The sequence below is a fragment of the Microbacterium helvum genome, assembly GCF_014779795.1.
GTDB lineage: Bacteria > Actinomycetota > Actinomycetes > Actinomycetales > Microbacteriaceae > Microbacterium > Microbacterium helvum.
On sequence record NZ_JACXZS010000012.1, the window covers coordinates 1 to 15,844 of the forward strand.

A 15,844-nucleotide genomic window follows, 5' to 3' on the forward strand; every position below is an offset into this window, starting at 1 on the left:
CTGGGCGGCCCTGGCCGCGGCGGCCGCGCTCGCGATGGCCGCGGCGGCACGCGGCTCCGGCCGCAGCGACGGCGGAGCGGCCGCGCGCCCGCGTCTGGCGGTCCCTCGCGGCGCGGGGCGCACGATCGCGCTCGTGACGGCGGTGTTCTCGCTGCAGGCGCTCCTGTACTTCGCCGTCACCGCGTGGCTGCCGAGGCTCGTGATCGACCGCGGCGAGTCCACGACGACGGCGGGTGCGCTGCTGGCATGGTTCAGCCTCATCGGGCTGCTGCCGACGCTCGTCACCCCGATCCTCGCCCGCCGCCCGCGCGTCCTGGCGTGGTTCGGGCCGGCGATCGGCGTGTCGGTCGCCGCCGGACAGGTGTGGCTGCTCGTCGCCGACCCGGCGCAGTACGTGTGGGTCGTGGGCCTGCTCGGCGTCTTTCAGAGCGCCGCCTTCGCGCTCGGGATCAGCCTCATCGTGAGCCTCTCGGCCAATCCCCCGTCGGCCGGCCTCGTCTCGGCGGTCGCGCAGGGCGTCGGCTTCGCCGTGGCCGGCGTCGGGTCCCTCCTCATCGGCCTGCTCCACGACGCCACCGGCGCCTGGATCGCGAGCTTCACCGTCATGGCGGGCGTCGCGCTGTCCCTGAGCCTCGCCATCTGGGCCGTCACCCGCCGCAGCCCCGTCGACCTCGTCGTGCGCGCGCCCTGACCGCGCGCCGGCGCCGGCGCGCGGCATCCCTCGCCCTCGTCGACGACGCGGACTCTCGCCGAGAACGCACGACATCCACGTCGAGGACATGCGCGCTCGGCGAGAAACCGCGTGGTCGACAGGATGATGGATGCCGGCGGCCCCGGCCGCGGTGCGTCGACGGCTGCCGTCAGCCCCGCAGGAACAGCTCTGCGATCGCCGCCTCGCGCACATCGTCCAGCGCCGGGTCGAGGCGGTCGTGCGCGGCGAACTGGCTCGCGCCGTGCAGCAGACTCCAGAGGAGCTCGGCGCGAACCGCACGGTCGCGCGCGTCCTCGCCCCCGACCGCCTGTTCGAGCATCGCGAATCCTTCGCGCAATGCCGCGGGCGTCTCCGTCGAGGCGAAGACGACGCTGGTGTGCGCGGTCGACATGGCCTCGTATACGGCGGGGTGCTCACGCGCGAAGCGCAGGTACCCGGTGATCAGCCGGCGCAGCGCGGCAGACCGGTCGTCGCCCGGCCCGGGGGAGCGCATCACGTCGGCGAGGTCGGCGTAGCCCTGCACGACGACGCGGGCCACGATCTCATCGCGGCCGCCCGGGAAGATGCGGTACAGGATCGGCTGGCTCGCGCCGATCGCGTCCGACAGGCGGCGCACGGTGACGGCGGACCAGCCGTCCTGTTCAGCGATCTCTCGCGCTGTCTCGACGATGCGGATCTCGCGATCGCGGAATCGCTCTGCCTCTTGCGGGGTCCGTGCCATGCAACTATGTTAGCACCGCTAACTGTTAGCAGTGATAACACAAGACTCAGGAGACAGACATGGACCTCATCATCGGCGCGAGCGCCACTTTCGCGATCCTGGCGCTCGCGGTCATCTTCGGCACCGACGTGGTCTCGGCGGTGGTGTTCCGGCCGGTCTACGCCGAGATCGACGACCGCAGCCTCGTGCAGGTCACCGGCCGCGGCCACTACTACGGCGACCGGCGGCTCCCGGTCGTCGGCATCCTCGGCACGGTGCTCACGGCCGCGACCGTGGCGCTCTCGCTGGTGTGGGGCACGCCCGGCACCGCCGTGGCCGCCGGACTCGCCCTTCTGCTGCTGGTCGTGTGGCTGATCCTCTTCGCCCGCATCTCGGCGCCCATCAACAAGCAGCTGACGAAGGCCGCGTTCGACGACGAGGTGCCCGCGGACGCCCGTGCGCTCCAGGCCCGCTGGGAGTCGATCATCCCGCTGCGCGCCGTGCTCCTCGGCCTGTCGATCCTGCTGCTGTGCGCCACGATCCTCTTCGGCTGACTCGTCTGCGAGTGGATGCCGCGGCTCCCGCGCATGCGGTGGGCCGAGGCATCCACTCGTCGTGTTCTCACCCGCACGCGCGCGTCGGATCGTCCCGCCGAGGCTGCGTCCACCGCCCTCAGCTGAGGAGCACCGCCGAGTTGCTGAGCCTCAAGGCGGGTCGGCTCCTCAACTCGGCGTCCTCCCTCAACTGAGGGTGCGCGGCGAAGAGCGAAGGGATGCCGCCGGCCGGCGGCGCGCGTCAGTCGAAGAAGCCGTCGAGCAGGCTGCCGATGACCAGACCGCCGAGGATGCCGCCCATGACATCGGAGCCGCCGTTGCCGCGACCGCCGTAACCGCCGCGCTGACCGTAGCCGGGGCCGCCCCACTGGTCGGGCTGCGGCCGGGCGTTGTCGATGTCGCGCTGAGCCAGCTGCAGCGCCTCGCTCGCGAGGAACGCCGCGCGACGCGCCATCGCGAACGCCTCTTCGCGGTGGTCTTCGTCGATCGAGGTGACCGCGGCGGCCGACGAGCCCAGGTAGCGGTCGAGGTCGGTGCGCACCCGCTCGGCTTCGGCGAGACGGGTGCGGGCGTCGGCGCCGATCCAGCCGCGGTGGCCCGCGATCACGTCACGCGTCACGGCGAGCTGCCGGTCGGCGTCGTCGATCGCGTGGCGCACGTGCTCCAGCGGGGGGATCGGGCGGGCCGCGCGCTCGCGCGCGGTGGCGATCGCGGCGTCGAGCCCGGCGTTCGCCTCGCGCAGGCGGGTGAGGAGTTCGAACGGGTCGGTGTTGACCCCGGCGCCGGGCAGGGCCGCGAGCGCGTTCTGGAGCTCGACGATGGCGGCGCTCACCGCCGGCGACGCGGGCTCTTTGAGGGCGACGACGAGATCGTCGCGGGAGTCCTCGACGATCGCCGCCAGGGTCGACTCGGCCCGCAGCGCCTCGACTTCGAACGTCTCGACGGCCTCGATCAGCTTCTCGGCCCGACGCACCGACTCGATCGAGGCTTCGAGCGCCATGCTCGCCTGCTCGCGCTGGCCGGCCTCGCGGCGCCGCTCGGCGACGCCCGCGCTGTGCTCGGCGAACCCGAGCAGCTGCTCGGCCTCGGCAGGATTGGCGTCGATCTGCGCGAGCGCGTTCGCCGAGTAGCGGGCCGACAGGCGGTCGACGGTCGCGCGGGCATCGGGGAGCTGGGCGCGCAGGCGTGCGGCATCCGTCCGGATCTTCGCGATGATCTCGGGAGCGCGACGAGCCCGCTCGATCGGCGCCGCGAGCGCCTCGGTGCGGTCGTCGAGCAGGTCCTCGGCCCATTCGCACAGCTGCGCGATGCGGGCGTTGCGCGTGCGCAGCTCTTCGGCGGTGTCGGGGATGTCGTCGTGGTTCAGCTGGTGGAGCTGGAACGCCTCCTGCAGGTGCGTGCGCACCGAGTCCAGCGCCTCGCGGAGGTCTTTCGTGGCGCTCGGGCCGAGCTCGGCCTCGGCGAACGCGAGCTCGTCGGTCGTGGTGCGGATGCGCTCGTCGGCGGCCACGAGCGCCTGCTGCGCGCGGCGCGCGAGATCCGCGTCCTGTGCCGTCAGCTCTTCTTGCTCACGCTTGCGTCTGCCCCAGAATCCGGCCATGAATCGATCCTACGGGCGCGCCTGGGAGCAGGCTGAGGCGGACCCCCGCCACTGTGGATTGTTCGCCCAGAGCGTCCGGATCCGGCCGCTTCGAAGAGTGGATGCCGCCACCTCGGGCCGTACCGTGGGCCCGGATCGGCAGCATCCATCCATCATGCCGCACAGAATCGGATCCGCACTTGCGGGCCGGCTCAACGACACGCCGGGTCGCGCTGCGGCGCAGCGGCGTGTCGCACCGAGCATCCGCACCCGCGGATCCGATTCTGTGCACGCCGATGACGGGACTCACTCGGGAGGCGGGTGCCGCGCGGGCGGATGCCTCAGTCGGCGTCGCGCTTGTGCCGAGGCTTGCGGTCGCCGTAGCCGCCGCGGTCACCGGAGTCGCGGTACGACCCGCGGCTGCCGCGGTCGCCGTAGCCGCCGCGGTCGCCGGAGCCGCGGTCGTCGCGACGGCCGCGCGAGGTGGCGTCCGTCCGGCGCTGCGGGCGTCCGCTGTCGGGACGCAGCTCGATGAGCTGGCCCGAGATGCGGGTGTCGGCGAGGCGGTCGAGCGTGCCGTGGGGCAGGTCGGCGGGCAGCTCGACGAGCGAGAAGTCGGGCATGATCTTGATCGCGCCGAAGTCGTCGCGGCGCAGGCCCCCCTCGTTGGCGAGGGCGCCGACGATCTGGCGCGGCTCGACACGCTGGCGCTTGCCGACGTTGATGCGGTAGGTCGCGAAGCCCTCGCGGGGCGTGCGGCGCTCGGGGCGGTCGCCTCGCTCGCCACGGTCGAAACGGTCGCCGCGGTCCGGACGCTCGCCGCGGTCGGTGCGTTCGCGGCGCGGCGCCGGCTCGGGGTCCGGCTCCAGCAGCAGCGGCGTGTCGCCCTGTGCGACGACGGCGAGAGCAGCGGCGACATCGGCCTCGGGCACATCGTGGTTGCGCACGTAGTGGGCGACGATGTCGCGGAAGGCGTCGATGCGCGCCGTCTCGTCGAGGGCCGCGGTGATGCGGTCGTCGAAGCGCGACAGACGGGTCACGTTGACCTCGTCGACGCTCGGCAGCGACATCTCGGTGAGCTCCTGGCGGGTGGCGCGCTCGATCATCTTGACGAGTCCGCGCTCGCGGGGCGTCACGAAGCTGATGGCGTCGCCCGAGCGGCCGGCGCGACCGGTGCGGCCGATGCGGTGCACGTACGACTCGGCGTCGGTCGGGATGTCGTAGTTCACGACGTGCGAGACGCGCTCGACGTCGAGTCCGCGCGCGGCGACGTCGGTCGCGACCAGGATGTCGAGCTTGCCCGACTTCAACTGGTTGACCGTCTTCTCACGCTGCGGCTGAGCGATGTCGCCGTTGATGGCGGCGGCGGAGTAGCCGCGGGCGCGCAGCTTCTCGGCGATCTCTTCGGTGACGCTGCGGGTGCGGCCGAACACGATCATGCCGTCGAAGTTCTCGACTTCGAGGATGCGGGTGAGCGCATCCATCTTCTGCTGCCAGGCGCTGATGAGGTAGCGCTGCGAGATGTTGGCCGACGTCTGCGTCTTGGCCTTGACGGTGATCTCTTCGGGGTCGTTGAGGTACTGCTTCGACATGCGGCGGATCGTCGCGGGCATCGTCGCCGAGAACAGCGCGACCTGCTTCGTGTCGGGAGTGTCCGCGAGGATCGTCTCGACGTCCTCGGCGAAGCCCATCTTGAGCATCTCGTCGGCCTCGTCGAGCACGAGGTACTGCAGCTCCGACAGGTCGAGCGTGCCCTTCTCGAGGTGGTCGATGATGCGACCCGGGGTGCCGACGACGATGTGCACGCCGCGACGCAGCGCCGACAGCTGCACGCCGTAGCCCTGACCGCCGTAGACGGGAAGGATGTGCACGTCCTTCAGGTGGGCCGCGTACTTCTCGAACGCCTCGCACACCTGCAGCGCGAGCTCGCGGGTGGGCGCGAGGACGAGGGCCTGCGGGGTCTTCTGCGACAGGTCGAGGCGGTCGATGATCGGCAGCGCGAACGCGGCGGTCTTGCCCGTCCCGGTCTGCGCCATGCCGACGACGTCGCGTCCCGCGAGAAGCGTCGGAATGGTCGCCGCCTGGATCGCCGAAGGCGTCTCGTAGCCGATGTCCTTCAGCGCCTTGAGGACGGGCGCGCTGAGCCCGAGGTCTGAGAAGGTCATCGCTGCGGGCTCGGTCTGAGCCTCGTCTTCGATCTGGTCGGCGTTGGTGTGCACAGTTAAGCGTAGCGGGGCGCGCCTGTGAGGCGACAGGATGCCGCCGGCCGAGCTCGCGTGGCGGTCAGGTGATCGCGGTACGACGGGTGAGGTCAGGACGCCGTGGGGGCACCAGCCACGCCGCCACGGTCATGATCAGGGGGAGACCCACCGCGAGGATCGCCAGCCACAGCCAGGGCGCGTCCGAGATGCGCAGATAGTCCTGACTGGACAGCGAGATGCCCCACGTGGGGATGAGACCCGCGACGGTGCCGACGACGGTGCCGATGCCGACGAGGATCGCGGCCTGCCACGCGTTCACCCGCCGGCGGATGCCGCGTCCGGCCCCGACGGCGGTGAGCGTCGCATCATCCGGGCGGCGTTCGAACCGCGCGAGGCCGAGGCAGATCGCACCCGCCGCGATGACCAGCACGATGGCGACGCCGCAGATGAGCCACAGCCAGGGGTACACCGGCTCCGGTCCGCGCTCGATCATCACCGACAGTGCGCCGGAGTCGCCCAGGCGCACGTTCTGCGCCGCCAGCGTGATCGCGTCGACGTCCTCGTCGCTCGGAGGCTGCGCGTACACGGCGAACAGCGCCCACGGCGCCACGCCGATGCCGAGTGCGGTCGCCGTCTCTGGGGTGATGATCGCGCCGATCATGCCGCCCGGGGCGTGCTGCAGTTCGACGGTCGAGGCCGCGAGGGTGCGCACTGCGTCGGGGCCGGGCAGCTCGGCGGGATCGGACCGCGCCTCGGGATCGTCCGCGGCGCTCCAGTAGCCGTTCAACGCGGCGTTGTACGCGTCGAGGCTCTTGCCGGTCCACCGCGTGATGCGGGCGGTCCCGTCCTCTTCGTGCGACGCCCAGCCCGCGACCGACAGCAGTCCGCCGTCGCGCAGCAGCGTCAGAGCGTCGGCCGGGAGCTTCTCGCCGAGCACGGTCTCGACCTCGTCCGCGGCGATGACAGACAGCGTGGCGCTCGCGAGCAGCGTCTGGGCGGGACAGTCGGTGCCGCAGGTGCCGGGGGTGGAGGCGACGCGCCACACCACCGCGTCGGGGTCGGCGTTTGCGCCGGTCTCAGGGTCGTACGGCGCGTCGGGAGGCATCGACACGAGCGCCGTCTGCAATGGATGCGTCGGGTCGATCAAGCCGCGTGCCGCCTGCTCGCCGGCACGGAGGTCGTCGCCGCCGTCGGGCGACCAGATCGTGACCGAGACGGCGTCCTTCGGACCGTTCCAGGCGTAGTGGCGCGAACTCGCGCTCGCGGTGAGCGCGGTCGCCGACAGCGTGAACGAAGCGAGGAACACGCACGCCGCGATCGCGGCGAACGCCGGCACGACGCGCGAGGGGTTGGCGGCGGCATCCCGTCCAGCCAGACGCGGGGCGATCCCGAGGTGCGAGAGCGCGCGCGAGATCATGGTCAGGGTCCAGTGGCCGGCGAGGAGGATGCCGATCTGGAACGCGACCGGGCCGAAGACGATGCCGTACAGCGCGATGACGCGCAGCGGGGAGGAGTAGTCGATCGACTCGGCGAGGTTGAGCGCCGCAATGGTCAGTGCGCCCGCGACGGTGGCCACGACGCCGAGGATCATGAGACCGAGACCCCAGAGAGGACGCTTGGCGTTCAGCCGCGACGGTCGGCGTGACCCGCGGAGCGCTGCCAGGACGTCGCCGCGGGTGGCGCCGCGGGCGGGTGCGAGCGCGGAGAGCGTGCCGATCACGACGGCGAAGAGAAGGATGCCGCACACGATCGGCCACGGGATCTGGAGTCCCCAGTTGCCCCAGAACGAGCCCTTCACGCCGTCGTCCGTGAGCCACAGCGTCAGACCGGCGGCGCCGATGCCGAGCGCGACGCCGAGCACCCCGCCCACGGTGCCCAGCACCGTGCCCTGCAGCACGACGATGCGGAAGACGTCGCCGCGGGCGGCGCCGACGCTGGCGGCGACCGCGAGCGCGCGCTGCTGTCGCCGCGTGGCGACGGCGAATGCGGCCCCGGCCAGCAGCACCACGAGGTAGCCGCAGAACACCGCGACGATCGAGCCGACGGCGAGCATCTGCCACCACAGCGCGGATGACGACGGGACGTATGTCGCCGCACCCCCGGGCGGCTCGATGACGAGATCTCTTGCGTACGCGATGAATCCGGCGTGGTTCAGCTCGGTGAGCTCGTCGAGGTCGGGCTGCCAGTCCGCGACGAACCACCGGGTGAAGCCTTCGGGGGCGAGCGCGGCGGCACCGGCGGGGAGGAACAGCATGTCGTCCTGTGGACGCTGGTCGAGCTGGCGCATCGTGCCGGCGATCGTGAACGACCGGCCCGAGTCGCTGAGCGTGAGGCGCTGCCCGATGCGCGCGCCGAGCCGGTCGAGCAGCCCCGGGCTCACCATCGCCTCGTCGTCCGCTGCGGGTGCGGCGCCGTCGATCACCGCATATCTCCCGGCGAACACGGGGTCCCACACCGAGCCGACGGTCACCGGGACGCGACCGGTGCCTCCGGCGGTGTCGACGAACAGCGACCCCTGCTCGCGGACTTCGATCGTGGAGGCGCCCGCGGGGAGCACCGCACCGGCGTCATCCGGTGCCGGCAGCTGCGGATTGATCGGCTGCCCTGCTCCGTCGGTCGAGACGGAGTTGTCCCACGGCTGGTCGACGGACTGCGTGCGGCTCGGGTCGGGTCCGCCGACGACCGTGAGCCAGGTCTCGTTCCGCCCGAGTTCCAGTGTCGCGCTCTGCTGGGGTGACGGCACGTGGCTCTGCCAGAACACCGCGCCCCCGGTCATGCCGAGCACCGGAAGCGCGATCAGCAGCATCACCAGCGTGCTGGAGCCGCGCGCGTGCCACGCCTGGCGGCGTGCGAGGCGCAGCGCCACCCGCCAGCGCGCCCAGGCCGACGCGCGGCGCCGGGGCGCGGCATCCATCGCTCCCGGCTCGCGCGCAGACGACGCGGCGGGCGCGTCCAGCAGGCTCGTCATCGCGCGCCCGACAGCAGGGAGTCGGCGCCGTCGCGGCGGGTCTCGTCGACCATGCGGCCGTCCCTCAAGAAGACGATGCGGTCGGCGAAGGCGGCGTGGCGCGCCTCGTGGGTGACGAGGATGCCGGCGGCACCGGCATCCACTCTCGTCCGAAGCATGCGCAGCACGAGTTCGCCGGTGACCGAGTCGAGCGCGCCGGTCGGCTCGTCGGCGAGGATCAGACGGCGCCCGCCCACCACGGCGCGCGCGATGGCCACACGCTGCTGCTGGCCGCCCGACAGGTCGTCGGGGTAGGCGCGCAGCTTGTCGGCAAGGCCCACCGAAGCCAGCGCATCCTTGCCGGCGCGGCTCGCCACCCGGGAGCGGAACCCGTCGAGCTCCAGCGGCAGGGTGACGTTCTCGAGGGCCGTGAGGGTCGGGATCAGGTTGAAGTCCTGGAACACGAAGCCCAGCGAGCGCCGGCGCAGCTGCGCCAGCTCGCGCGGCGACGCCGTGGACAGGTGGCGGCCCTCGATGACCACTTCGCCGGTGGTGGGCTTCTGCAGGCCGCCGGCGATCGACAGCAGGGTCGACTTGCCGGAACCGGAGGCGCCCATGATCGCCACGAGCTCGCCGCGGCGCACCTCGAGGTCGACGCCCGACAGCGCCGAGACCGACGTCTCGCCGATGCCGTACTGCTGCGTCACCCCGATGAGCCGCAGCACGGCGTCGGTCATGCGCTCGCCTCGACCCGGGCGGGCCGGCCCCGCTTGGGCTTCTCCGTCGACAGCGCGAGGGCCATGGCGTGGTCGGGATGCATCGCCAGGCGCTGCTCGGAGTGGTCGAGCCAGCGCACCTCGGCCTCGGCGGCGAAGATCATCGAGTCCACCACGAGCGACCACGCGAGCTCTTCGGGGCCGTCCGGGTTCTCGCCGGCGTACTTCGCGCGGTTGAGCGCCTGCAGCTGTGCGAGCGATGATCGGCGCTGCGACTGGATGATGTCCGACACCTCCACCCCCGGCAGGGTCGCCGCGACCGCCAGCTTGATGGCGAGCTCGTCGCGCGTGCCGTGGCCGCGCTCGACCGGCGACCGCAGCCACGAACGGACCTCGTCGCTGCCGGCGTCGGTGATCTGCCAGTACACGTGACCCTGCTCGTCGACATCGCCTTTCTCGACGAGACCGTCGCGCTCCAGGCGGTCGAGGGTGTTGTAGATCTGGCCGACGTTGAGCGGCCAGGTGGAACCGGTGCGCCGGTCGAACTCGGCACGCAGCTGGTACCCGTAGCACGGGCCCTGGTCGAGGATCGCCAGCAGGCTCTGACGGACGGACATGGGATCTCCTTCGGGGTGGAGGGTGACCGCGCTCGGGCTGGGGCGCGGGGTTCAGAAGCGCAGCGCGTCTATGACGTTGGACCTCACCGCCATCAGTGCCGGGATGAAGCCCGCGAGGGCGCCGATCGCGACGGCGGCGACGAGCCCCGTCACGGCGGCGCGCATGGGGAACGGCGGGATGTCCTGCATCCCCTGGAACATGGTGAGCACGAACGGCGCCTTCAGGATGGCCACCGCGAGCGCGATGCCGATGACTCCCGCCACCGCGGTCGCGACCACGCTCTCCAGCAGCACGGACGTGAAGACGCGGCCGCCGGTGGCGCCGAAGCTGCGTCGCACGCCGATCTCGCGGATGCGCTGGCGCATGGCGACGAGCTGGATGTTGACGAGCCCCAGGCCGCCGAGCAGCAGCACCAGGCCGGCGATCGCACCGGTGATCATCTCGAACATGGCGGCCGAGCTCTTCGCCTCGGGGCGCGAGGCCCAGTCGGTGCGGGCGACGTTGATCTCGACGCCCTTGTCGACCCCGGCGCGCAGGTCCATCGCGAGCACCGGGCCGATGTCGCTCACGCCGTCCTCGGGCACCCAGACCTCCCACGTCATCATCGCGTCGGCCGGGAGCCGGTCGACACGCGTGGCATAGGCGTCGAAGAGCATCGTCGCGAGCTTCTCGGTGTCGCCGTCGTACGTGCGCGGAGTGACGCCGATCACGGGGTACGAACCGGCGACGTCGCCCAGCAGCGGCAGCGAGAACCCGGTGGAGAGGTCGGGCCGGCCGTACACGTCCCACAGCGCCTCGGTGATGACGACGGGCGGCGCGAGCAGCTCGGCGTCGGAATCCTGGAACCACCGGCCCTCGAGCAAGGGAGTGCGGTGGATGACCGGGTAGGCGGGATCGACCAGGCGCACGTTGAGCGTCTGCACCTGCTCGGGCGTCTGCACCTGCACCATCACCGGGTTGACGATGCGCGTCAGGTACGAGAACGAGTACCGCTCCGACACGTCCTGCACGTGCGCGTCGAATCCCGCCCAGTCCATCGGCGAGCCGTCGGTGCGCATCGCATTGACCGACACCGTCGCCGGGCGTCCGCCGCTCTGGTCGGACTGCTCGGCCATCTGCTGCTGCTGGTACTCGCTCAGCGCTACCACCGCCGTGAGCGCACCCACCGACACCGCGATGCCGATGAGGCTCAGCAGCACGCGCAGCTTGTGGTGGCGCAGCTCCGACCACGCCTCGCCGAGTGCGCCGATGAAGCCGGTCACGAGGCCACCTCCACGGTGTCCTCGGTCGCGCGGTCTCCGGCCGGCGCGTCAGAGAGGGATGCCGCGGCCTCCGGCGCTCCGTCCGGCTGCGGTGCGGCATCCGGATCTTCCATGGATTCGGCAGGCGCGACGCTCTCGGCGAGCTCGGGGGCGAGCTCCACGCGGTCGTATGCCGCTGCCGCCGCCGCGCCCGCGTCGGGCGCCGTCAGGTCGAACGGCGTCAGGACGCCCGCCTCGAGCCGGTAGTGGCGCCGCGCACGGGCGGCCACGTGCAGGTCGTGCGTGATCGTGACGAGCGCAGCCTCGGCCTCGGACGCGATCTCGTCGAGCAGCTCCATGACGCTGCCGCCCGTCTCGACGTCGAGGGCGCCGGTGGGCTCGTCGGCGAGGATCAGCGCCGGCCGCCGCACGAGGGCGCGGGCGATCGCGACGCGCTGCTGCTCGCCGCCCGACAGCTGCTCGGGCGTCGACTCGATGCGGTGACCGAGGCCGACGCGCTCGAGCATCGCGGCGGCGGTGCGGTTGCGGTTCCAGAAGGCGCGTCCTGACGCGTAGCCGAGCGGCATCGCGACGTTCTCGAGCGCGGTGCGACCGGCCAGCAGGTTGAACTGCTGGAACACGAAGCCGACGTTGCGGCCGCGCAGCTTGTCGAGCTTGCCGGCCCGCATCTTGCGGACCGGCTCGCCGCGGAACCACACGGCGCCGTCGGACGGACGGTCGAGCATGCCCATGAGGTTCAGCAGCGTCGACTTGCCCGAGCCGCTGCGCCCGACGATCGCGACGTGGTCGCCCGCGGCGATGGCGAGGTCGATGTCGCGCAGGATGTCCAAGCGCGAGTCATCGGGCAGGATCACGTGCTTCGCGACCCCTTCGAGGCGGACCAGGCTCACCAGTTCCACCCCGCCGGCTCGCAGTACTCGCCGCCCATGCCGTCGTCGTAGCACTGCGGCTCGTTGCCGGCGGCGATGCCGGGCACGTACTGGCGCACCTGCTCGCCCTCCTCGACGCCCGCGGTGACCTCGACGATGCTGCCGTCGCTGACCCCGAGGGTCACATCGCGCTCCTCGAGCTCGCCGGTGCCGGCTGGGCCCACGCCCCCCGAGGCTCCGGACGACGCGTCAGCGGCGTCTGGAGAGGGGGTGGGGACCACCCATACGACGCCCGTGCCGGACCCGCCCTTGACGGCGGTGGTCGGCACGACGAGCACGTCGCTGACGGTGCCGAGGTCGATGTCGAGCTGCGCCTGCAGTCCCGCGAACACCGTCTGGTCGGCGGGGACCGCGCAGGTGACGGTCGTGGTGCCGTCCTCGGCGACAGCGACCTTGAGGCCGGTGCACGTGAACGGCGCAGGTCCCCCCTGGATCGTGACGGCGGCCTCGGTGGGGGCGCCTTGCAGCCGGTACAGCTGCACGGGATCGACGGTCGCCTGCACGTGGTAGCGCGCCGGGGTCAGCGTCACCAGCTCGCCGCCGAGGGATGCGGGCTGGCCCTTCACGACTGCGATCTCGGTGACGTCGCCCGCCTCGGGCGCGAGGACGTCGATGTTCTTGACGGGGTCGGTCTGCTTGATCGTGAACAGCTTCTGACCGGCCGCGACGGACTGCCCCTCTCCGACGTCCACCGAGGTGACGACGCCGTCGACGCCGGAGCGCACCGGGTACGCGGCATCCCTCGCGATCGTCCCGGTGAGGCTCAGGGCGTTGACGACCTCGCCGCGTTCGACGGGGACGACCGGGTCGGCGATCTGGGCGCTCGGCTCGAGAGCCGCCGCGGGCGCCTGATCCGGGAAGAACGCGATCTTCACCAGCGCGAGCGAGGCCGCCCCCAGAATGAGCACCATGAGGATCGGGAAGATCCATCGACGCCAGACCACCATGTGCTGTACCTCTCCGTCGGGGTATATACCGAGTATGTAGTCGCCGAGTATATACATACTCAGAAAACAGCGGAGGGATGCTGCCGGTCCGCGTGTCGCGGCGGACCGAAGCCTCAGCTCGTGATCGAGGATCAGCCCGTCGTCAAGGCGTAATCGCCCTCGGCGCACGCGGTCACGCGCCAGCCGCCGTCGACCTCGCGCACGACGACCTTCGTGAGGCCCTCGGTCTGCGGGTCGGGCTCTTCCTCGCCCGGGATCCACACGTCGAGGCCGCACGTCGCGCCGTCGACCGTCCCGGTCATCGCGAGGGCGGCGCCCTCCGCACGGAGTCCCGTGAGGCGCCCGGGGGAGGCCTGCGGGTACGCCCGGCTCAGCGCCGCGAGCAGCGGCTCGTTGCGCGCACCGTCCTCGCCGGTCGCGCAATCCTCGGGCACGAGCCCGAGACCCACGTCGCCGATGCCGTTCTGCGGGTCCCCGCACGACTGCTTCCAGACCCAGTAGGCGCTCCCCAGCAGGTGCGCGTCCTCCGCGTCGGCGTACCGGCCGATGTGCTCGGCGATGGACGCCTCGTCGCCCCAGTACCCGTACTCTCCGGACCACAGCGGCACGCCGTACTCGTCGGCGACGCGGGCGGCGAGGTCGAGCTGGCGTGCGGTTCCCACGATGGTCGGCAGGCCCAGCGAATGGTCCATCGTGATCGACTCGGCATACAGGTGCGGCGAGAACACGATGTTCGCGTCGTCGGTGAAGGCGAGGGACGGCCCGCTGTCGAACCCGAGCCCTGACCACAGGATGCTGGGCTCGATGAACACGATCTGCGGGGCGCCGGCCTCGCGGATCGCCCGGATCGCACGGTCGTAGTACCGGCCGAGCAGCAGTGAGGTGGTGACCGGCGCGGTCTCGCCGAACCCCGGCTCGTTCATGAGGTCGAAGCCCGCCACCGCCGGCTCGTCGGCGTAGCGCGCGGCGAGCTCGCCCCACGTGCGCACGAGCGCCGTCTGGATGCCGTCGGTGTCGAACCAGAAGTGCTGGAACGCCCGGTCGCCGGCGGGAGAGATGTCGCGCCCGGTGAACGCGCATCGCGGCGCGCCGTCGGTGATGGTCGCCCACTCGGGCGCTCCGTCGTAGCCCCACATCGGGTCCGTTCCGGGACGGCACACGGTGCCCTCGGGTGTGGCCGCGTTCGACCAGCCGTCCTGATGAAGGTCGATCACCGTGCGGATGCCGTGGCCCTTCGCCCACTCGACCGCCTGGTCGATCCGCTCGAGATAGCCGGCGTCGAGCTCGCCTCGCGTCGGTTCGAGCGCCGACCACGAGATTCCGAGGCGAACGACGTCGAACCCGTACTCGGCCATGCCGGCGAAGTCGTCCTCGGTGAGCGGGCGCGTCGCGGGCACCTCGGCACGCGGCTGGTAGAAGTCGACGAGCTGATTGACGTTCACGCCGCGCAGCAGCACGTCGTGGCCCTCGCCATCGGTGATGCGCTCGCCGTCCGCCCGCAGGAACCCTTCGGGGATGGTTCGGGATGCCTCGACCTGCGCGGCAGCGCGGGCCTCCGATACGCCGCCGCCGGCCACGGCGACCGGCGTGACGATGAGAGCGGCCACGACGGCGACGGCCACGGCGATCGCCGCGAGCGACCAGGAACGCCGGGGTGAGGCATCCGGGGCCGCTTCCGCGACGGAACGAGCCCGGCGTACCCGATCGACGACGACGGCGACCACCGCGGGGACCCACCCGAGAAACGCGGCGAAAGAGAGCCCGTCCGCGACATGGACGTACGCGGCCATGAGCGGCCACAGGTCGCCGGCGAGGCCGTCGTCGACGACGACGCCGATGATCGCCTGCGCGATCCCGAACAGCGCACCGCCGACGAGCACGCCGAGCCACGCACCCAGCACACCGGGCACGCGCGTCCGCATCCACCGCAGAGACAGCCAGGCGGCGCCGATCATGAGGGCGACCGCGACGATCATGGCGAGCAGACCGCCTTCCGGGCGAGGCGCCGGCACCATCGGGGCATAGGCGGCACCCGTCCACCACGAGCCGGCGGCGATCGGGGCCAGGGCTCCGAACGCGATCGCCGCGGGCCACACGCTGCCGCGTTCGAACGTCGGGCGGCTCGTCCTGCCGCCGAGCCAGCGGGTCGCCGCCGCCACGATCGCCGCGGCCGGCAGCGCCTTCGCGGTCACGTAGCCGGCAGCCCACGCGGCGGTGGCGGCATCCAGAACCATCACGAAAGCCGTGGCAGCCTGCGCGAGCAGCACCGCCAGCACGACACCCGCGAACATCGTCCAGAACCGCTCGCCGGCACGCACCGCGGACCACCACACGACGCCCAGCAGTACCGGGATGAACACCGCATACGGCGCGAGCGGCCACACCAGTGCCGCCTGCAGTCCGCCTCCGGGCCAGCCGACGAGCGCGAGCAGCCCCGTCGGATCCGCGACCGCTTGAAGGACGATGAGGACGCAAGCCGCCACCACGGCGACGATGGGACGGCGAAGCCCGCGCATGAACACTCCATCGTGTCGGTGGATCCGGGGGGAATCCACGGGAAGAGCATCGTCTCACCCCCCGAGCCGCCGGTACGCACACCCAGCGCACACCAAGGTCACGGGTGGATAACATAGGCAGGTATGCCTGGGCCCTGGGGGCCCGGGTGGCACCGGCGCCAGC

At 71.9% G+C, this 15,844-nt stretch carries 11 protein-coding genes and 1 pseudogene; 2 read left to right on the forward strand and 10 right to left on the reverse strand.

Annotated features, from left to right (window positions below; all coding sequences use genetic code 11):
• Positions 1 to 691 (forward strand): annotated as a pseudogene (locus IF188_RS16365) (MFS transporter); the annotation flags it as partial.
• Positions 692 to 860: 169 nt separating this feature from the next.
• On the opposite strand, the gene IF188_RS16370 reads toward IF188_RS16365, so the two are convergent.
• A complete protein-coding gene (locus tag IF188_RS16370) occupies positions 861 to 1,433 on the reverse strand; it encodes a TetR/AcrR family transcriptional regulator (RefSeq protein WP_191172880.1) in 573 nt (190 codons plus the stop codon).
• A 59-nt stretch (positions 1,434 to 1,492) separates the two neighbouring features.
• Between IF188_RS16370 and IF188_RS16375 the strand changes: the two genes are divergently transcribed.
• The gene (locus tag IF188_RS16375; protein WP_191172881.1) at positions 1,493 to 1,966 is read left to right on the forward strand and encodes a DUF1772 domain-containing protein; all 474 of its coding nucleotides are present in this window, start codon (positions 1,493 to 1,495) and stop codon (positions 1,964 to 1,966) included.
• Between the two features lie 241 nt (positions 1,967 to 2,207).
• Here IF188_RS16375 and IF188_RS16380 read toward each other — a convergent pair whose 3' ends face one another.
• From IF188_RS16380 to IF188_RS16420, 9 genes are all read right to left on the reverse strand, one after another.
• Positions 2,208 to 3,566 carry a coiled-coil domain-containing protein gene (locus IF188_RS16380; protein WP_191172882.1) on the reverse strand — a complete coding sequence of 453 codons (1,359 nt, stop codon included), beginning with the start codon at positions 3,564 to 3,566 and terminating at the stop codon, positions 2,208 to 2,210.
• A gap of 320 nt (positions 3,567 to 3,886) precedes the next feature.
• A complete protein-coding gene (locus IF188_RS16385) occupies positions 3,887 to 5,710 on the reverse strand; it encodes a DEAD/DEAH box helicase (RefSeq protein WP_191173005.1) in 1,824 nt (607 codons plus the stop codon).
• Between the two features lie 118 nt (positions 5,711 to 5,828).
• Entirely contained in the window at positions 5,829 to 8,714 is a 2,886-nt protein-coding gene (locus tag IF188_RS16390) for an FtsX-like permease family protein (protein ID WP_191172883.1), read from the reverse strand.
• A complete protein-coding gene (locus IF188_RS16395; RefSeq protein WP_191172884.1) occupies positions 8,711 to 9,430 on the reverse strand; it encodes an ABC transporter ATP-binding protein in 720 nt (239 codons plus the stop codon). The genes IF188_RS16390 and IF188_RS16395 overlap by 4 nt, the downstream gene beginning before the upstream one ends.
• Positions 9,427 to 10,026 carry a PadR family transcriptional regulator gene (locus tag IF188_RS16400; RefSeq protein ID WP_191172885.1) on the reverse strand — a complete coding sequence of 200 codons (600 nt, stop codon included), beginning with the start codon at positions 10,024 to 10,026 and terminating at the stop codon, positions 9,427 to 9,429. Before IF188_RS16400 ends, IF188_RS16395 begins: the two co-directional genes overlap by 4 nt.
• Positions 10,027 to 10,077: 51 nt before the next feature.
• Positions 10,078 to 11,289 (reverse strand): ABC transporter permease, encoded by a 1,212-nt coding sequence (locus IF188_RS16405; protein ID WP_191172886.1) that lies wholly within the window; start codon positions 11,287 to 11,289, stop codon positions 10,078 to 10,080.
• Positions 11,286 to 12,179, reverse strand: coding sequence for an ABC transporter ATP-binding protein (locus IF188_RS16410; RefSeq protein WP_191172887.1), 894 nt, complete (start codon positions 12,177 to 12,179; stop codon positions 11,286 to 11,288). The genes IF188_RS16405 and IF188_RS16410 overlap by 4 nt, the downstream gene beginning before the upstream one ends.
• Entirely contained in the window at positions 12,176 to 13,165 is a 990-nt protein-coding gene (locus IF188_RS16415; protein WP_191172888.1) for an efflux RND transporter periplasmic adaptor subunit, read from the reverse strand. The genes IF188_RS16410 and IF188_RS16415 overlap by 4 nt, the downstream gene beginning before the upstream one ends.
• A 131-nt stretch (positions 13,166 to 13,296) precedes the next feature.
• A complete protein-coding gene (locus tag IF188_RS16420) occupies positions 13,297 to 15,681 on the reverse strand; it encodes a cellulase family glycosylhydrolase (RefSeq protein ID WP_191172889.1) in 2,385 nt (794 codons plus the stop codon).
• Between the last annotated feature and the right edge of the window lie 163 nt (positions 15,682 to 15,844).

Excerpts from the sequence above, each read along its gene's own strand:
- IF188_RS16370 (WP_191172880.1), bottom strand. The coding sequence starts at position 1,433 with ATGGCACGGACCCCGCAAGAGGCAGAGCGATTCCGCGATCGCGAGATC.
- IF188_RS16375 (WP_191172881.1), top strand. The coding sequence starts at position 1,493 with ATGGACCTCATCATCGGCGCGAGCGCCACTTTCGCGATCCTGGCGCTC.
- IF188_RS16380 (WP_191172882.1), bottom strand. The coding sequence starts at position 3,566 with ATGGCCGGATTCTGGGGCAGACGCAAGCGTGAGCAAGAAGAGCTGACG.
- IF188_RS16385 (WP_191173005.1), bottom strand. The coding sequence starts at position 5,710 with ATGACCTTCTCAGACCTCGGGCTCAGCGCGCCCGTCCTCAAGGCGCTG.
- IF188_RS16390 (WP_191172883.1), bottom strand. The coding sequence starts at position 8,714 with ATGACGAGCCTGCTGGACGCGCCCGCCGCGTCGTCTGCGCGCGAGCCG.
- IF188_RS16395 (WP_191172884.1), bottom strand. The coding sequence starts at position 9,430 with ATGACCGACGCCGTGCTGCGGCTCATCGGGGTGACGCAGCAGTACGGC.
- IF188_RS16400 (WP_191172885.1), bottom strand. The coding sequence starts at position 10,026 with ATGTCCGTCCGTCAGAGCCTGCTGGCGATCCTCGACCAGGGCCCGTGC.
- IF188_RS16415 (WP_191172888.1), bottom strand. The coding sequence starts at position 13,165 with ATGGTGGTCTGGCGTCGATGGATCTTCCCGATCCTCATGGTGCTCATT.
- IF188_RS16420 (WP_191172889.1), bottom strand. The coding sequence starts at position 15,681 with ATGCGCGGGCTTCGCCGTCCCATCGTCGCCGTGGTGGCGGCTTGCGTC.